The following is a 14,878-nucleotide window of genomic DNA, read 5'->3' on the forward strand; positions in this document are numbered from 1 at the left end:
GCGGTGTTCGATCCGATCACGACGCTTGCTAACACCGCCGGCCTGTGCAGTTTGACGTCCGCAGATCCGCTGGCGCGGACGCCGTCGCAGTGCCTGCTGCGCGGCATGCCGGGCACCTACACAAGGCTGACCGCCGAGGCGCAGTGGCGCAAGTCCTACACCGACCCGTTCGGCCAGATCTGGACGCCGTTCGCCAGCATCCGCGCCGACGCCATCAATGCCGACGTCTCGAATCAGCCGGGCGTTTCCAACTTCCTGCCGGTCGGCGACACCCAGACGGTCCGCGCGATGCCGACCGTCGGCTTCGAATACCGCTACCCGTTCATCAATGTGCAGCCGTGGGGCACGACCACCGTCGAGCCAATCGCGCAGGTCATCATCCGGCCCAACGAGCCTGATGCCGGCAAGCTGCCAAACGAGGATGCACAGAGCCTGGTGTTCGACACCAGCAACCTGTTCGCGGTCGACAAGTTCTCCGGCTATGACCGTGTCGAGGGCGGCGGCCGCGCCAATGTCGGCGTGCAGGCCACCACGCAGTTCGATCGCGGCGGCAGCGTCAAGACGATGTTCGGACAGTCCTACCAGATGTTCGGGCTGAATTCGTTCGCGGTCACCGATATGACCAACACCGGTGTCGACTCCGGCCTGCAGAACCCGCGCTCGGATTATGTCGCGAGCGTCGCCTATTCGCCGAACCGCACATATACGTTCAGCGTGCGCTCGCGGATGGATGAGGCAACCTGGAACATCAACCGGTTCGAGGCCACGGCGAGCGCGAATTTCGACCGCTGGTCGGTCGCCGTCACCTACGGCGATTATGCAGCGCAGCCGGAACTCGGCTACCTGACGCGCCGCGAAGGCGTTCTCACCAGCGGATCGGTCAAGGTGGCGTCGAACTGGGTGGTTCAGGGCGCTGCGCGCTGGGACCTTGAAGCGAACAAAATCAACCAGTACGCGTTCGGCGCGGGCTATGTGGACGACTGCTTCGTGCTGGCGGCCAACTATGTCACTTCCTATACCTATCAGGCGGGCTCGACACCGCCCGTCCTCAGCCACGCGTTCATGTTCCAGATCGGCCTGCGGACGATCGCGCAAACCTCCACGACCAGCAGTTCGGCTGGCGTGCAGTAGCGAGCGAGGGTGCTGGCAAGGGGCTTGAATTGCCCGGGGGCCTGTGGCTCCGGCTTGAATTGGTTTAAACGGCTGACATGACAATAATGACGACTGCTAGCCCGCCGACGCGCCGCCATTCCCTGTTGTTGAGTACCGTGCTGGCGCTTGCCCTCCTGCTGGCAGGCGGTGCGCGATTGCACGCCCAGACCATCGCTGTGATGGTCAATGGCGAGCCCATCACCAACTACGACATCGAGATGCGCGCCAAGCTGAACGCCCTCACCGGCGGCAAGGCCCCCGATCGAAAGGCCGTCCTCGACGACCTGATCGATGAGAAGCTGAAGATCAAGGAAGCCAAGAAATTTGGCGTTGATCCCTCCGCCAACGATATCGAACAGTCCTACGGCGGAATGGCGCAGCGGATGCGGCTTTCGAACGATCAGCTCACCAAGGTGCTGGAGAGCAAGGGCATCCGCCCGGATACGCTGAAACAGCGCATCAGGGCCGACATGGTCTGGACCAGCCTGGTCCGCGGCCGCTTCAAGGAAAGCCTGCAGGTCGGCGAAAAGGACGTCAACAACGCGGTCAAGGAAACCGGAGAAGCCGCGGACGCCGAAGCGTTCGAATACAGGATGCAGCCGGTCGTCCTGATCATCCCCCGCGGCGCGCCGCAGTCGGAGTTCGAGAGCCGCCGCAAGGAAGCGGAGAGCCTGCGCGAGCGCGTGACCTCTTGCGAGGAGGCCAACACCTCCTTCAAGTCGATGCGCAACGCCGCGATCCGCGAAATCGTCGTCAAGACCTCGGCCGACCTGCCGCAGGCGCTGCGCGACATCCTGGACAAGACCCCGGTCGGCCACCTCACCCCTCCTGAAGTCACCAAGCAGGGCATCGAAATGGTCGCGCTCTGCGGCAGGAAGGCAACCACCGTGGACACGCCGAAGAAGCGTGAGGTGCGGGACAAGATGTACGTGCAGAAGTACGAGGCGAAGTCGAAAGCCTACCTGCAGGAAGTCCGAAAAGCCGCGATGATCGAATACCCAGGCGGGCGATGATCGACTATCGTTGACGCATGGCTCAACCTCTCGCACTGACATCCGGCGAGCCCGCAGGCATCGGCCCCGACATCACGCTCGCAGCATGGCTGCGCCGCCGCGAACTCGATCTGCCGCCGTTCTACCTGCTTGGCGACCGCGTATCCCTTGCCGAACGCGCCAGGACGCTCGGGCTTGCCGTCGAGTTTGCCGAGGTCAGCGCCGAGGAGGCGGCCGCGGCGTTTGCACGCGCCCTGCCCGTCGTTGCGACCGGCAAGGCGGTGACGGCGCGACCGGGCGAGCCGGACGACAGCAGTGCCGCCGCCGCGCTGGCCTCGATCCGTCAAGCCGTCGCCGATGTCGCGTCCGGCAAGGCCGGCGCCGTCGTCACCAATCCGATCGCCAAGAACGTGCTGTACCGCGCCGGCTTCCGTCATCCCGGCCATACCGAATTCCTCGCCGAGCTTGCCGCCCGCAGCGGGCGCGCACCGCAGCCGGTGATGATGCTGTGGTCGCCGGCACTCGCCGTCGTCCCGGTGACGATCCACGTTTCGGTTCGCGAGGCACTGGCGCAATTGTCGACCGATCTGATCGTGTCGACGGCGCGGATCGTGGTCGCGGACATGAAGGCGCGGTTCGGCCTCGCGGCACCGCGCCTTGCCGTTGCCGGCCTCAATCCGCATGCCGGCGAAGACGGCACGCTCGGCATGGAGGACGTCGAGATCGTCGCGCCCGCCGTCGAGATCCTGCGCCGCGACGGCATTGCCGTCCGCGGCCCGCTGCCGGCCGACACCATGTTCCACGCAGCCGCGCGAAAAAACTATGATTGCGCGATCTGCATGTATCACGACCAGGCGCTGATCCCGATCAAGACCGTCGCGTTCGAGGACGCCGTCAACGTCACGCTGGGACTGCCCTTCATCCGGACGTCGCCCGACCACGGCACCGCGTTCGATATCGCGGGCACCGGCAAGGCCAATCCCTCGAGCCTGATCGCCGCGCTCCGGCTCGCCGCGCGTATGGCGGCCGCGCGCACGACGTGAGCGCGATCGACGATCTGCCACCGCTGCGCGACGTCATTCGCGAGCATTCGCTGTCGGCGCGCAAATCTCTCGGCCAGAATTTCCTGCTCGATCTCAATCTCACCGCGCGGATTGCCCGCGCGGCGGGCCCGCTGGAAGACTGCACCGTGATCGAGGTCGGGCCCGGGCCCGGCGGATTGACACGCGCGCTGCTTGCACTCGGCGCCAAACGCGTGATCGCCATCGAGCGCGACGAGCGGGCGCTTGCCGCGCTCGACTACATCGTGAAGCGCTATCCCGGCCGTATCGAGATCGTGCATGGCGATGCGCAAGATTTCGATCCGCGTCCCCTGCTTGATGGCGGCAAGGCCAAGATCGTCGCCAACCTGCCCTACAACATCGCAACCCAGCTCTTGGTCGACTGGCTGTCGATCGAACCGTGGCCGCCCTGGTACGACACCATGGTGCTGATGTTCCAGCGCGAGGTCGCTGAGCGCATCGTCGCCCATGAGGATGAGGAGGCGTATGGCCGGCTTGCGGTGCTCGCCAACTGGCGCGCCGAGACCAAGATCCTGTTCGACATTTCGCCCGCAGCATTCGTGCCGCAACCGAAGGTCACCTCCTCGGTGGTACGATTGATACCGCGCGCCGCACCCGAACCATGCGACCGCCGCATGCTCGAGCAGGTGGCGGCCGCCGCCTTCGGCCAGCGCCGCAAGATGCTGCGCCAGAGCCTGAAATCGCTGTCGGCCGATCCGGCGCGGCTTGCCGCCGCAGCCCAGGTCGATGCGACGCGGCGCGCCGAAACCATTCCGGTCGCGGGCTTTGTTGCCATGGCGCGGGAATTGGCCGATACACGGTCCACAAAATAAAACATCAGGAGAAAACGTAATGGCGCGTATGGTTCGCCAATCCCTTGTCAAATTCGATGCACCGCTGTGCGAAACCATCATCGACACGCCGAAGCCGCAAGGACGCGAGGTGCTGGTGCGCATCGAACGTTGCGGCTTGTGCCATTCCGATCTCCACATCCAGGACGGTTACGCCGATCTCGGCGGCGGCAAGAAGCTCGACACCACCCGCGGCATGACCCTGCCCTTCACGCTCGGCCATGAGATCGCCGGCGTCGTCGACGAGGTCGGCCCCGATGCGCCGAAGGATCTGGTCGGATCGAAGAAGGCCGTCTTCCCCTGGATCGGCTGCGGCCAGTGCCGCGACTGCCTCGCCGGCGACGAGAACCTCTGCGTCAAGCAGCGCTTCCTCGGCGTCTCGATCGATGGCGGCTTCGCCACCCACGTGCTGGTGCCCGACGCAAAATATTTGCTCGACTACGATCCGCTGCCGGTCAACCAGGCCGCCACGCTGATGTGCTCCGGCGTCACCGCCTATGGCGCGCTGAAGCGTCTGGTCGATCGCCCGCGCCAGCGCAATCTGCTGCTGATCGGCCTTGGCGGCGTCGGCATGATGGGCCTGTCGTTCGCGCAAGCGATGTTCAAGCAAAAGATCACGGTCGCCGATCTCAGCCCCGCGGCCCGCGAGACCGCGCTGAAGAATGGTGCCGCAGCCGCCTACGACCCCGCCGAGCCCGATGTCGTCAAGCGTATGTTGAAGGAGAGCGACGGCGGCTTCGACGGTGTCGTCGACTTTGCCGGCAACGAGAAGTCGATGGCGTTTGCGGTCTCCACGGTGGCGCGCGGCGGCAAGATCGTGGTCTCAGGCCTGATGGGCGGCCAGTTCGCGCTGCCGATGGTGCAGTGGGTCTACAAGCGCATGACCATCGAGGGCTTCATGGTGGGCACGCTGGCCGAAGGCCAGGAATTGATGGCGCTTGCGCGTGCCGGCAAGATCAAGCCGACGCCGATGAAGGAAGAGCCGATGGCCGACGTCCAGAAATGGATCGACGAACTACGCGCCGGCAAGGTCGTGGGACGCATCGTCCTGAAGAATTAACGCATGATCCGGAAAAGTGTGAAGCGGTTTTCCCTCGCGACAAACGCGGAACGCGTTTGCGCGGAGATCATGCGCGCTTAACGAACCATCCCGCCGCCGCGCAAGCTCCCGGCGGGGTACTCCCTGTGCGATGTCACTGAGCGCAATTGGTCGCGCCCGGCCGGCCCAACTGCGCTTTTGTCCTCCCGCGCACGCTGGTAGTCTGCCAGCGAGGCTGAGAGGATCACGGGGATGCACGGGGCTGTGCAAGACAGGAGCCTGGCGGCCGCGGCGCTGCTGGCGCTGCTGTGGCAGGCATTCGTCGGCGTGGCGCACGCGGCCACCGAGAAGCGCGTTGCCCTGGTGATCGGCAATTCCGCCTACCAGAACGTCACCCGGCTCGATAATCCCCGCAGCGATGCCACGCTGATGTCCGAGACGCTGGCAAGCCTCGGCTTCACCCTGATCGGCGGCCGCGCCCAGCTCGATCTCGACAAGTCGGGCATGGACATCGCCGTCCAGAGCTTCGGCCGGCAGGTGCAGGGCGCCGACGTCGCGCTGTTCTATTACGCCGGTCATGGCGTTCAGGTGTCCGGCGCGAACTACCTGGTGCCGGTCAACGCCAACGCCACGCGCGAGGCTGACGTCGATTTCCAGATGCTCGACGTCAACCTGGTGCTGAGGCAGATGCAGGGCTCCGGCACGCGGCTCAACATGGTGATCCTCGATGCCTGCCGGAACAATCCGTTCGGCGGACACGGCCTGCGCGCCGCCGACGGCGGCCTGGCGCAAATGCGCGCGCCCGAGGGCACGCTGATTTCCTACGCCACGCAGCCCGGCAACGTTGCGCAGGACGGCACCGACGGCCACAGCCCCTACACCAGGGCGCTGGCCTCCACGATCAAGCTCGCCGGGCTCGACATCTTCCAGACCTTCAACCAGGTCGGCCTTGCCGTGAAGCGCGCGACCGGCGGATCGCAGCAGCCCTGGGTCTCGTCGTCGCCGATCGACGGGACCTTCTATTTCGTGCCGCCGGCGGCCGCGGCCGAGCAGAAGGTTGCGGTCGCGCCGCAGCCCGAGCCGCAATCGCCGGGCACGTTGCGGCCCGATCCCGACCGCATTCAGATCAGGGATCCGGCACTGCTGCGTGAATTGAGCGACCGGCTCTATGAGCACAATTTCGATCCCGAGCCGATCGACAGCAAGAACGGCATGCGCGCGGCGATCAGCAAATTCCAGGAGAAGGTCGCGATGACGCCGACCGGCGAAGCGACCGAGGGCTTGCTGACGCGGCTGCGCAAGATGGAGGACCTGCAGCCCTGGGGATCGATCGTCTATGGCCCCGACATCGACAAATGGGGCATCTCCTGGAAGCACGCGTCGCGGCGCGCCGCGGTCGACGACGCGCGCGCCAAATGCGGCGGCGCCAAATGCACCCTCGAGCTTTCGTTCTACGGCTCACGCTGCGGCGCGTTCGCAATCTCGAGCAAGTCCTGGTCGCTGATCCAGCGCGACACGCTCGATCGCGCCAGGACCGCCGCACTTGACGAGTGTGGCAAGGCCGGGAAATCCTGTCGCATTATCGATGCCGTCTGCGCCGACGGCGCCGGACACTGAATTTGCTGACGATCATTTTGAATAAGGCCGAGAATGACAAGCATGTTTCACTCGATGCCTCGATCCTTCCTTTTTTCCGCTTTGCTGCTTTCCGCCCTCGGCTCAACGGCCGCGCTTGCGCAGTCCGGCAGCTCGGGCGGCAGCATCGGCAATGACGAGAAGTCGCTGTCCGGCTCGCGCGCCGCGCCCCGCTCGGTCGAGACCGATCGACCGGCCCGGCGCACCAAGCCGGAAGCGGACGAGCCGCGCCCCGCCGCGCGCAAGAGCGGCGGTGGCGGTAGCGGTAGCGTCGACGGCGCCTGGGTCGTCACGTCAGTCGGTTGCGGCGGCACCGGCTCCGGCGCGGTCGTGATCACGAGCGGCAGGATCATCGGCGAAGGGCCACCGGATCCGTCAGCCCCAGCGGCGCGGCGCGCTCCGTTTTCCAGGCCAACGGCTTGACCTCGATCGGGTCGGGTCGGCTGTCCGGCCGCAGTGGTTCGGGAACGTTCCGCCGCTCCGACGGCTGCGGCGGGACCTGGTCCGCCACCAAACAATAGCGCTGCCCCGGACCCTGAATTTGTAGATCAAGAATTTGGACATGCCCGACCATGCACACGATGCTTCAGCCGAACATCCGAATGACCCTGCTCTCTGCCCTGCTCTGCCTTACCGGTTCGGCGGCCGCGCTCGCGCAGTCCGGCAGCAGCGGCGGCAGCATCGGCAATGACGAGAAGTCGCTGTCCGGGACCCGCCAGGCGCCGCGCGCCGTCGCACCGTCAAAGCCTGCACGAAGCTCGGAGGCGCCGCGCCGCGCGACGCGGAAAACCAGCGGTGAAGGCGGCGGTGGCGGCAATTTCGATGGTTCGTGGGTGGTTGTCGCCGAGGGGTCGCCTTGCGGCTCCAGCACCGAACGGCTGGTGATCTCAGGCGGCAGCATTTCGGGAGAGCTGAGTTCCGGACGTGTCAGCCCCAATGGGTCCACGACGGGAAGCGGATCGGCCCGAGGCTTGAGCTGGACCAGCTCGGGCCGTTTCTCGGCCCGCAGTGGCTCCGGCTCGTTCGTGCGATCTGACGGATGCAAGGGCCGCTGGACCGCGTCAAAACGGTAGGCCGTTCCCTGACCGAACCAGCGCGATTTCTGGCCACCGGCGCGCCGCAATTGCGGGGCGTCGCAAGCCCCAATTAAGCCCTACCCGCTCCGGATTTGCGGCGCATTGCGACCCAACTCTTTACCGAGATTGGCGTCACCAGCGTTTGCGTAAAAAAGAATACCGGGGACGCGTATGTCAAATCGTTCAGCGAAATTCGCTGCGGCGCTTGCCGCCAGCATCCTGGCCGGCGCCAGCTTCAGCGCCATGGCCCAGACGGCCGCCAATACGGCGAGCACCAATACGGCGAATACGGCGGACACCTGTCTGTCCGCTCCCAAGGCAACCGCGCCTGCGGGAAGCCACTGGTTCTACCATCTCGACCGCACGAAGAAGAAGTGCTGGTATCTCGGTGAGGCCAAGGACAAGGCTGCCAAGACCACGGCCGCGCAGCAGCAGCCGGCCGCCGCGCCCGACACGGCCACGGCCGACGCGGCGCCGCCACCTACCAAGCCGACGCCGCAGCCGGCGATGCGCAAATCGGTCTCCGATGCCCATGCCGAATGGCCCTCGCCGCAGGCCGCGGCCGCGCCGGTCGCAGGCCCCGATGCCGGTCAGGCCCGCAGCACGGCGGCAACCGATCCGGCGGCGTCTGCTGCGCCGCCCGACGCGACCGCCCAGCCGTCGGCCGTGAACACGAGATGGCTGGATGCGTCGAGCATGGCCGGAACCAACGGAACCCGGCACACCGCAGACCAGCCGACGGTGGTCGCGCAGGCGGATACAACGCCGCAACAGGCGGCCGCGACCGCTCCTGCCGCCTCTGCCGCGGCCGAAGCGCCCGCGGAGAAATCGTCGTCCTCGACGCAGATGCTGCTGATCGTGATGGTCGGTGCCCTGGCGCTGGCCGGCCTCGTCAGCGCGCTGGTGTTCGGCCTGACGCGCACGCGGACGCCGCCTTATGAAATCAAGGAGGAGTGGCGCGCGCCCTGGGATTCACTCCACACCGAGCCGGCACCACCGATGTCCGTGGTCGGCCGCGACCGTCCGCTGCGCCTGTCCGAGGCAGCGCCGCGCCGCTCCGAGACACCGGTGCCGCGCCGCTCCGAGACACCGGCTGCGCGCCGTACCGAGACGCCGGTTGCGCGTCGCGAGACCGCGCGCGATCTGGATCAAAGGGAGCAAGACAACCAGCAGATCGCAGCCATGCTGCAGCGGTTGGCGCGCAGCGCGGCGAACTAGACTGCGCTCGAGCGAGGACATGAGACGTGATGCGATCCCCGCGATCGCGGTCAGCTACTTCTCGAGCTGACGCTGCAGGCCGCGCACGAATTCAGTGAGGCCGGTGCGGCGCTCACGCTTGAGACGCTCCGCCTTCAGGATCGATTGCACCTCGGCGAAGGCGTCGTCGACGTTCTGGTTGACGACGATGTAATCGTACTCCGCCCAGTGGCTCAGCTCATGGGTGGCGCGGTTCATCCGCCCCCGGATGACCTCCTCCGAGTCCTGCGCACGGGTATGCAGCCGCTTCTCGAGATCGGCGGCTGACGGCGGCAGGATGAAGACACTGACCACGTCGGCACGCGCCTTCTCGCGCAACTGCTGGGTGCCCTGCCAATCGATGTCGAACAGCGCGTCCTGGCCGGCCGCGAGCGCCGCCTCGACCGGCGCGCGCGGTGTGCCGTAGCGATTGTCGAACACGGTGGCCCATTCCAAGAGCTCGCCCTGCTTAGCCATCGCCTCGAACTTCGCCTTATCGACGAAGAAATAGTCGCGGCCCTCGACCTCGCCCGGCCGTTTCGCGCGCGTGGTCGCCGACACCGACATCTTCAAATCCGGCATGCGCTCGATCAGCATGCGCGACAGCGTCGTCTTGCCGGCGCCCGAGGGCGACGACAGGACGAACATCAGTCCGCGCCGCTCAACGCCGTCAAAACCCTGCGCCGTCATCATTCACTCCAGATTCTGGACCTGTTCGCGGAACTGCTCGACCACGTTCTTCATCTCAAGTCCGGTATTGGTCAATTCGACGTCGTTCGATTTCGAGCAGACGGTGTTGACCTCGCGATTGAACTCCTGGGCGAGGAAGTCGAGCCGCCGTCCCACCGGGCCGCCCTTGCCGATCATCTCGCGCGCCTGGGCGATATGCGAGGCGATGCGGTCGAGCTCCTCGCGGATATCGGCCTTGGTGGCGATCAGGATCGCCTCCTGGCTCAGCCGGTCGGCATCGAAGCGATCGGAGGTCTCCAGCAGCGCCGCGATCTGCTCGGCAAGCCGCGCCTTGATCGCATCGGGCTTGCGGCCCGGCGCCGCCTCGGCGCGCCTGGCGAGCCGCTCGATCTCGTCCATCCGCTGCATCAGGATCGCGCCCAGCGCATCGCCTTCGCGGCGGCGCATCTCGACGAGGCTGCCGAGCGCCTGCTCGAACGCCTTCGCCGCCGCCTCGCGTGCCGCCTTGTCCTCGTCCTCGTTGCTGTCAGGCTCGACCACCTCGATGACGCCCTTGATGCCGAGCAGCCCATCGATGCTCGGCGCCACCGCGTCGATCCGCTGCGCGAGCTCACCTGCGACCTTCACGACGGCAGCCAGCACGTCCTCGTTGATCCGGATGGTCTGCGCCGCATCGGTGCGCTTGACGGTTAGATTGGCGTAGACCGTGCCGCGCGACAGCAGCTCGCCGGCGCGCTTCTTGGCGAGGGCTTCCAGTTCGTCCCAGCCCGGCGGCAGCCGCAACCGCAGGTCAAAGCCCTTGGCGTTGACCGATTTCAGCTCCCATTCGAACGTGTAGGGACCGCTTCCGCCATGGCTTCGGGCAAAGCCAGTCATGCTCGACAGCGCCATCGCGTGAAACTCTCCAACAGAAGGATATGGCACTCACCCGGAGCCTAACGAGACTCGGGGGGAGCCGGTGCGACCTTAAAACGGATTCCGTGAAAGTGGAATTACGTCCACCCCCGGAAAATGCAGAGCTGGAGCTTGATCCGGAAAAGTGTGCAGCGGCTTTCCGGAAAGATCATGCTCAAACAAGAAGCTAAAGCGCGACGACGATACAGCCCAATTGCATCGCGCTCTAGCGCTGCACAACGGGCGGCGAATTGGTCTGCTGGGCTGCGCCCTGGCGACCGCTGCGCGGCGGCTTCTTCTGATTGGCGGGCTTCGGCGGCGTGGCCGCCGTGGGATTGTTGTCGGCTGCGCCCGGCGCCGCGGCGGCCGGCGCCGGATCATCCGCGGGCTCGACGGTGTCGTTCTGGATCTGCTTCTCCGAGGCGCGCAGCTTGGCGACGTTCTTCGCGTGCTGGTCGTAGGTCTCGGTAAAGGCGTGGCCGCCGGTTCCGTCGGCGACGAAGAACAGGTCGCGGGTGCGCGCCGGATTGGCGGTTGCCTCCAGCGAGGCACGGCCGGGATTGGCGATCGGTCCGGGCGGCAGGCCGTCGATCACATAGGTGTTGTAGGGCGACGGCTGCGTGATCTCGCTGCGCTTGATCGGGCGCCCCAGCGTACCCTTGCCGCCCACCAATCCGTAGATGATGGTCGGATCGGACTGCAGCTTCATCTTCTGGCGCATGCGATTGACGAACACGGCGGCGACGCGGCTGCGCTCGTCGGAGCGGCCGGTTTCCTTCTCGACGATCGAGGCCAGCGTCACCAGCTGGTCCGGCGATTTCAGCGGCGTGTCCGTGTTGCGGCGTTCCCATATTTCGGCAAGCACGCGCTTCTGCGCCTGCTGCAGGCGCTGGATCACCTGATCGCGCGTGGTGCCGCGCGGGAATTTGTAGGTCTCCGGCAGCAACGTGCCCTCGCGCGGAATCTCGCGCACCGAGCCGGTGAAGATGTCGTTGTCGGTGAGCCGCGTCACGATCTGCTCCGAAGTGAGGCCTTCGGGAATCGTGATGGCGTGCTGCACCACCTTGCCGTCGACGATGGTGGCAATGACGTCGCGCAGGCTGGCGTTCTTCTGGAACGAGTATTCGCCGGGCTTGAGATCGGAGCTCGCCTTCAGTGCGAACACGCTGCCGATGAAGATCCACGGATTGACGTTGATCACGCCCTCGCGCGAGAGCACGTCGGCGATGTCACGCTTGCCGGCGCGCGCGGGGATGTTGACGATCTTGTCTTCCTGCAGCGGGCCCGGCGATTCCAGCGTCTGCCTGCCGTAGTAATACGTCGCTCCCGCGCCGATCATCAGGATGATCAGGATGGTGAAGATGGCATTGCCGACGATCACGAAGGGATTGCGGGCACGATCCGAGCGCTTGGGCGGCGGCGGAACCTGTTCGGGCTCCAGCGCGGCACGTGGACTCCTCGGTGAAATGGGCGGCCTCTCACTCATCGATGCAAACCAATATCCTGCCGGTTGAATCGTGGCCGGACAAACCCCTGCCCTGCCAATAGCATACGCCCGCTATTAGGAGTCACCGCGGAATACGGCAAAACGGTGGACTAGTTCTAAAGACCTACTAATTGGTCACGCGCTGCACGATCACGGAGGCGTTGGTGCCGCCGAAACCGAAGGAATTGGAGAGCGCCACATTCACGTCACGCTTGCGCGACGTATGTGGCACAAGATCGATCGCCGTTTGCACCGACGGGTTGTCGAGATTGATGGTCGGCGGCACCACATTATCGCGAATCGCAAGCACCGCGAAGATCGCCTCGATCGCGCCGGCCGCTCCCAGCAGATGTCCGGTCGCGGACTTGGTCGACGACATCGAAACCTTCGAGGCCGCATTGCCGAGCAGACGCTCGACCGCGCCGAGCTCGATCTCGTCGCCGACCTGCGTCGAGGTGCCGTGCGCATTGATGTAGTCGAGATCGGATGCCGCGAGGCCGGCGCGCTTCAGCGCCATGCTCATGCTGCGGAAGCCGCCATTGCCGTCCGGCGGCGGCGAGGTGATGTGAAAGGCATCGCCCGACAGGCCGTAGCCGGTGACCTCGGCGTAGATCTTCGTGCCGCGCTGCTTGGCGTGCTCGTATTCCTCGAGGACGAGGACGCCGGCGCCCTCGCCCATCACGAAGCCGTCGCGATCCTTGTCGTACGGCCGCGATGCCTTTTGCGGGGTGTCGTTGAAGCCGGTGGACAGCGCGCGCGCCGCGCAGAAGCCGGCGATGCCGATGCGGGAGATCGGCGATTCGGCGCCGCCCGCGAGCATCACGTCGGCATCGCCGAGCGCGATCAGCCGCGCCGCATCGCCGACCGCATGCGCACCGGTCGAGCACGCCGTGACGACCGCATGATTGGGACCCTTCAGGCCGTGCTCGATCGAGACGTAGCCGGACGCCAGATTGATCAGGCGACCCGGAATGAAGAACGGAGAGACCCTGCGCGGTCCACGCTCCTTCAGCAGCACCGCGGTCTCGGCGATGCCCGTGAGGCCGCCGATGCCGGAGCCTATCATCGTGCCGGTGGCGAATTGGTCCTCATCGGACTTCGGATGCCAATTGGCATCGTCAAGCGCCTGCCTGGCGGCGCACATCGCGTAGAGGATGAAGTCGTCGACCTTGCGCTGGTCCTTCGGCTCCATCCACTGATCGGGATTGAAGGTGCCGTTGGAGCCGTCGCCGCGCGGAATGTAGCAGGCGACCTGGCTCGGCAGGTCGGACACTTCGAACGTGTCGATCTTCTTGCCGCCGCTCTCGCCGGCGAGGATGCGCGTCCAGGTTGCGTCAACGCCGCAGCCGAGCGGTGTAAGCATGCCCAGCCCCGTGACGACAACCCGTCTCATTTCCACGCCTCCGGCCAGCAATGGGCGGCTAATAGTAAGAAACCGGGGGACCGCTCAACCGCGGTCCGTCCGGCTCCATCAACTCCGCGATCGGCGTCAGCTCTTCGCGTTCTTCTCGAGAAACTTGGTCGCGTCGCCGACGGTGAGAATCGTCTCCGCCGCGTCGTCGGGAATCTCGCAACCGAATTCTTCTTCGAAGGCCATCACGAGCTCGACCGTGTCGAGGCTGTCGGCGCCGAGGTCATCGATGAAGCTCGCGCCATCGACCACCTTCTCGGGTTCGACACCAAGGTGCTCGACCACAATCTTCTTAACCCGCTCGCCAATCTCACTCATCGTTCAACCTCGTTGTTCCATTGGACCCGACCCCAAGACGATACGAGCCATCGTGGTCGTCTCGATTACTCAGTCGCGCATAGTCTTGATTCGGCCCGGTCGTAGCCGACTAAAGCCCCGGCGAACGGCAGGCGTCGCCACGCCAATATACAGGGTTTCAAAATCCTGCAATGGCGTTCTTTGCCCATCCATGGGGGGTTCAGCTATCATACTTCCCAAGCCTTGACTACACGCCTGAACCGGCTCCCGAAAACGGCTTTTCGCCGCATTGCGAGAGCCAGTAAGCAGCTCAAATCATAGCCATCCCGCCGTTGACGTGAATGGTCTGTCCGGTGACGTAGGCAGCCTCGTTCGAGGCCAGATAGACCGCCGCCGCAGCGATGTCCTCGGGCGTTCCAAGCCGCGCCGCAGGAACCTTCGCCAGGATGGTTTCGCGCTGCTTGTCGTTGAGCGCATCCGTCATCGGCGTCTTGATGAAACCCGGCGCGATGCAGTTGGCGGTCACGCCGCGCTTGGCGTATTCGGCACCGAGCGTCTTGATCAGGCCGATGATGCCGGCCTTCGAGGCGGTGTAGTTGCCCTGCCCCGGATTGCCGGTGACGCCGACGATCGAGGTGATCGCGATGATGCGGCCGAAGCGCTTGCGCATCATCAATTTGGTCGCCGCGCGCGCGAGGCGGAATGTCGCGGTCAGGTTGACCGCAATCACGTCGTCCCAATCCTCGTCGCGCAACTGCACGAACAAATTGTCGCGGGTGATGCCGGCGTTCGCGATCAGGATGTCGACCTGCCCCATCGCAGCTTCCGCTGCCGGCACCAGCGCCTCGACATCATCCTTGCTGGAGAGATTGCACGGCAGCACGTGAACGCGCTCGCCGAGCTTGGCCGCAAAGCCGTCCAGCACCTCGCGCCGCGTCCCCGAAATCGCAACCGTCGCGCCCTGCGCGTGCAGCGCCTGGGCGATCGCGCCGCCGATGCCGCCGGTTGCGCCCGTGACGAGCGCCGTCTTGCCAGTCAGATCAAACATCGAATTCTCC

The 14,878-nt window shown here is 65.6% G+C and carries 15 protein-coding genes; 8 read left to right on the plus strand and 7 right to left on the minus strand.

Annotated features, from left to right (window positions below):
• From K359_RS0135480 to K359_RS54010, 7 genes are all read left to right on the plus strand, one after another.
• The coding region (locus tag K359_RS0135480; protein ID WP_029083515.1) for an LPS-assembly protein LptD at nucleotides 1-1,131 on the plus strand (1,131 nt) is incomplete at its 5' end.
• Nucleotides 1,132-1,217: 86 nt separating this feature from the next.
• Complete coding sequence (locus tag K359_RS0135485) at nucleotides 1,218-2,165, plus strand: SurA N-terminal domain-containing protein (RefSeq protein ID WP_029083516.1); 948 nt, start codon at nucleotides 1,218-1,220, stop codon at nucleotides 2,163-2,165.
• A gap of 17 nt (nucleotides 2,166-2,182) precedes the next feature.
• A complete protein-coding gene (gene pdxA / locus K359_RS0135490) occupies nucleotides 2,183-3,187 on the plus strand; it encodes a 4-hydroxythreonine-4-phosphate dehydrogenase PdxA (RefSeq protein WP_029083517.1) in 1,005 nt (334 codons plus the stop codon).
• Nucleotides 3,184-4,038 carry a 16S rRNA (adenine(1518)-N(6)/adenine(1519)-N(6))-dimethyltransferase RsmA gene (gene rsmA / locus K359_RS0135495; RefSeq protein ID WP_029083518.1) on the plus strand — a complete coding sequence of 285 codons (855 nt, stop codon included), beginning with the start codon at nucleotides 3,184-3,186 and terminating at the stop codon, nucleotides 4,036-4,038. The genes pdxA and rsmA overlap by 4 nt, the downstream gene beginning before the upstream one ends.
• Nucleotides 4,039-4,057: 19 nt before the next feature.
• Nucleotides 4,058-5,116, plus strand: a complete 1,059-nt coding sequence (locus K359_RS0135500) for an alcohol dehydrogenase (RefSeq protein WP_029083519.1) — start codon at nucleotides 4,058-4,060, stop codon at nucleotides 5,114-5,116.
• 258 nt (nucleotides 5,117-5,374) lie between these two features.
• Nucleotides 5,375-6,712, plus strand: a complete 1,338-nt coding sequence (locus K359_RS0135505) for a caspase family protein (RefSeq protein ID WP_371261227.1) — start codon at nucleotides 5,375-5,377, stop codon at nucleotides 6,710-6,712.
• 33 nt (nucleotides 6,713-6,745) lie between these two features.
• Nucleotides 6,746-7,153, plus strand: a complete 408-nt coding sequence (locus K359_RS54010; protein ID WP_371261226.1) for a hypothetical protein — start codon at nucleotides 6,746-6,748, stop codon at nucleotides 7,151-7,153.
• Between the two features lie 163 nt (nucleotides 7,154-7,316).
• On the opposite strand, the gene K359_RS61910 is transcribed toward K359_RS54010, so the two are convergent.
• Nucleotides 7,317-7,853 carry a hypothetical protein gene (locus K359_RS61910; RefSeq protein ID WP_029083521.1) on the minus strand — a complete coding sequence of 179 codons (537 nt, stop codon included), beginning with the start codon at nucleotides 7,851-7,853 and terminating at the stop codon, nucleotides 7,317-7,319.
• Between the two features lie 124 nt (nucleotides 7,854-7,977).
• On the opposite strand from K359_RS61910, the gene K359_RS54015 reads away from it, so the two are divergent.
• Nucleotides 7,978-9,024, plus strand: coding sequence for a hypothetical protein (locus tag K359_RS54015; RefSeq protein ID WP_051346594.1), 1,047 nt, complete (start codon nucleotides 7,978-7,980; stop codon nucleotides 9,022-9,024).
• Between the two features lie 54 nt (nucleotides 9,025-9,078).
• Here K359_RS54015 and gmk read toward each other — a convergent pair whose 3' ends face one another.
• The 6 genes from gmk to fabG all read right to left on the minus strand — a co-directional run bounded on the left by gmk (nucleotide 9,079) and on the right by fabG (nucleotide 14,868).
• On the minus strand, nucleotides 9,079-9,732 hold the full coding sequence (gmk, locus tag K359_RS0135525; RefSeq protein ID WP_029083522.1) for a guanylate kinase: 654 nt from the start codon (nucleotides 9,730-9,732) through the stop codon (nucleotides 9,079-9,081).
• A 3-nt stretch (nucleotides 9,733-9,735) separates the two neighbouring features.
• The gene (locus tag K359_RS0135530) at nucleotides 9,736-10,623 is read right to left on the minus strand and encodes a YicC/YloC family endoribonuclease (RefSeq protein ID WP_029083523.1); all 888 of its coding nucleotides are present in this window, start codon (nucleotides 10,621-10,623) and stop codon (nucleotides 9,736-9,738) included.
• Nucleotides 10,624-10,852: 229 nt separating this feature from the next.
• Nucleotides 10,853-12,112, minus strand: coding sequence for an endolytic transglycosylase MltG (gene mltG / locus K359_RS0135535; protein ID WP_029083524.1), 1,260 nt, complete (start codon nucleotides 12,110-12,112; stop codon nucleotides 10,853-10,855).
• A gap of 127 nt (nucleotides 12,113-12,239) precedes the next feature.
• Complete coding sequence (fabF, locus tag K359_RS0135540) at nucleotides 12,240-13,505, minus strand: beta-ketoacyl-ACP synthase II (RefSeq protein ID WP_029083525.1); 1,266 nt, start codon at nucleotides 13,503-13,505, stop codon at nucleotides 12,240-12,242.
• A gap of 96 nt (nucleotides 13,506-13,601) precedes the next feature.
• A complete protein-coding gene (locus tag K359_RS0135545; protein ID WP_011441358.1) occupies nucleotides 13,602-13,841 on the minus strand; it encodes an acyl carrier protein in 240 nt (79 codons plus the stop codon).
• A 289-nt stretch (nucleotides 13,842-14,130) separates the two neighbouring features.
• The gene (gene fabG, locus K359_RS0135550; protein WP_024581467.1) at nucleotides 14,131-14,868 is read right to left on the minus strand and encodes a 3-oxoacyl-[acyl-carrier-protein] reductase; all 738 of its coding nucleotides are present in this window, start codon (nucleotides 14,866-14,868) and stop codon (nucleotides 14,131-14,133) included.
• Nucleotides 14,869-14,878 lie beyond the last annotated feature (10 nt).

This window comes from Bradyrhizobium sp. th-b2 (assembly GCF_000426785.1).
GTDB classification, from domain to species: domain Bacteria; phylum Pseudomonadota; class Alphaproteobacteria; order Rhizobiales; family Xanthobacteraceae; genus Bradyrhizobium; species Bradyrhizobium septentrionale.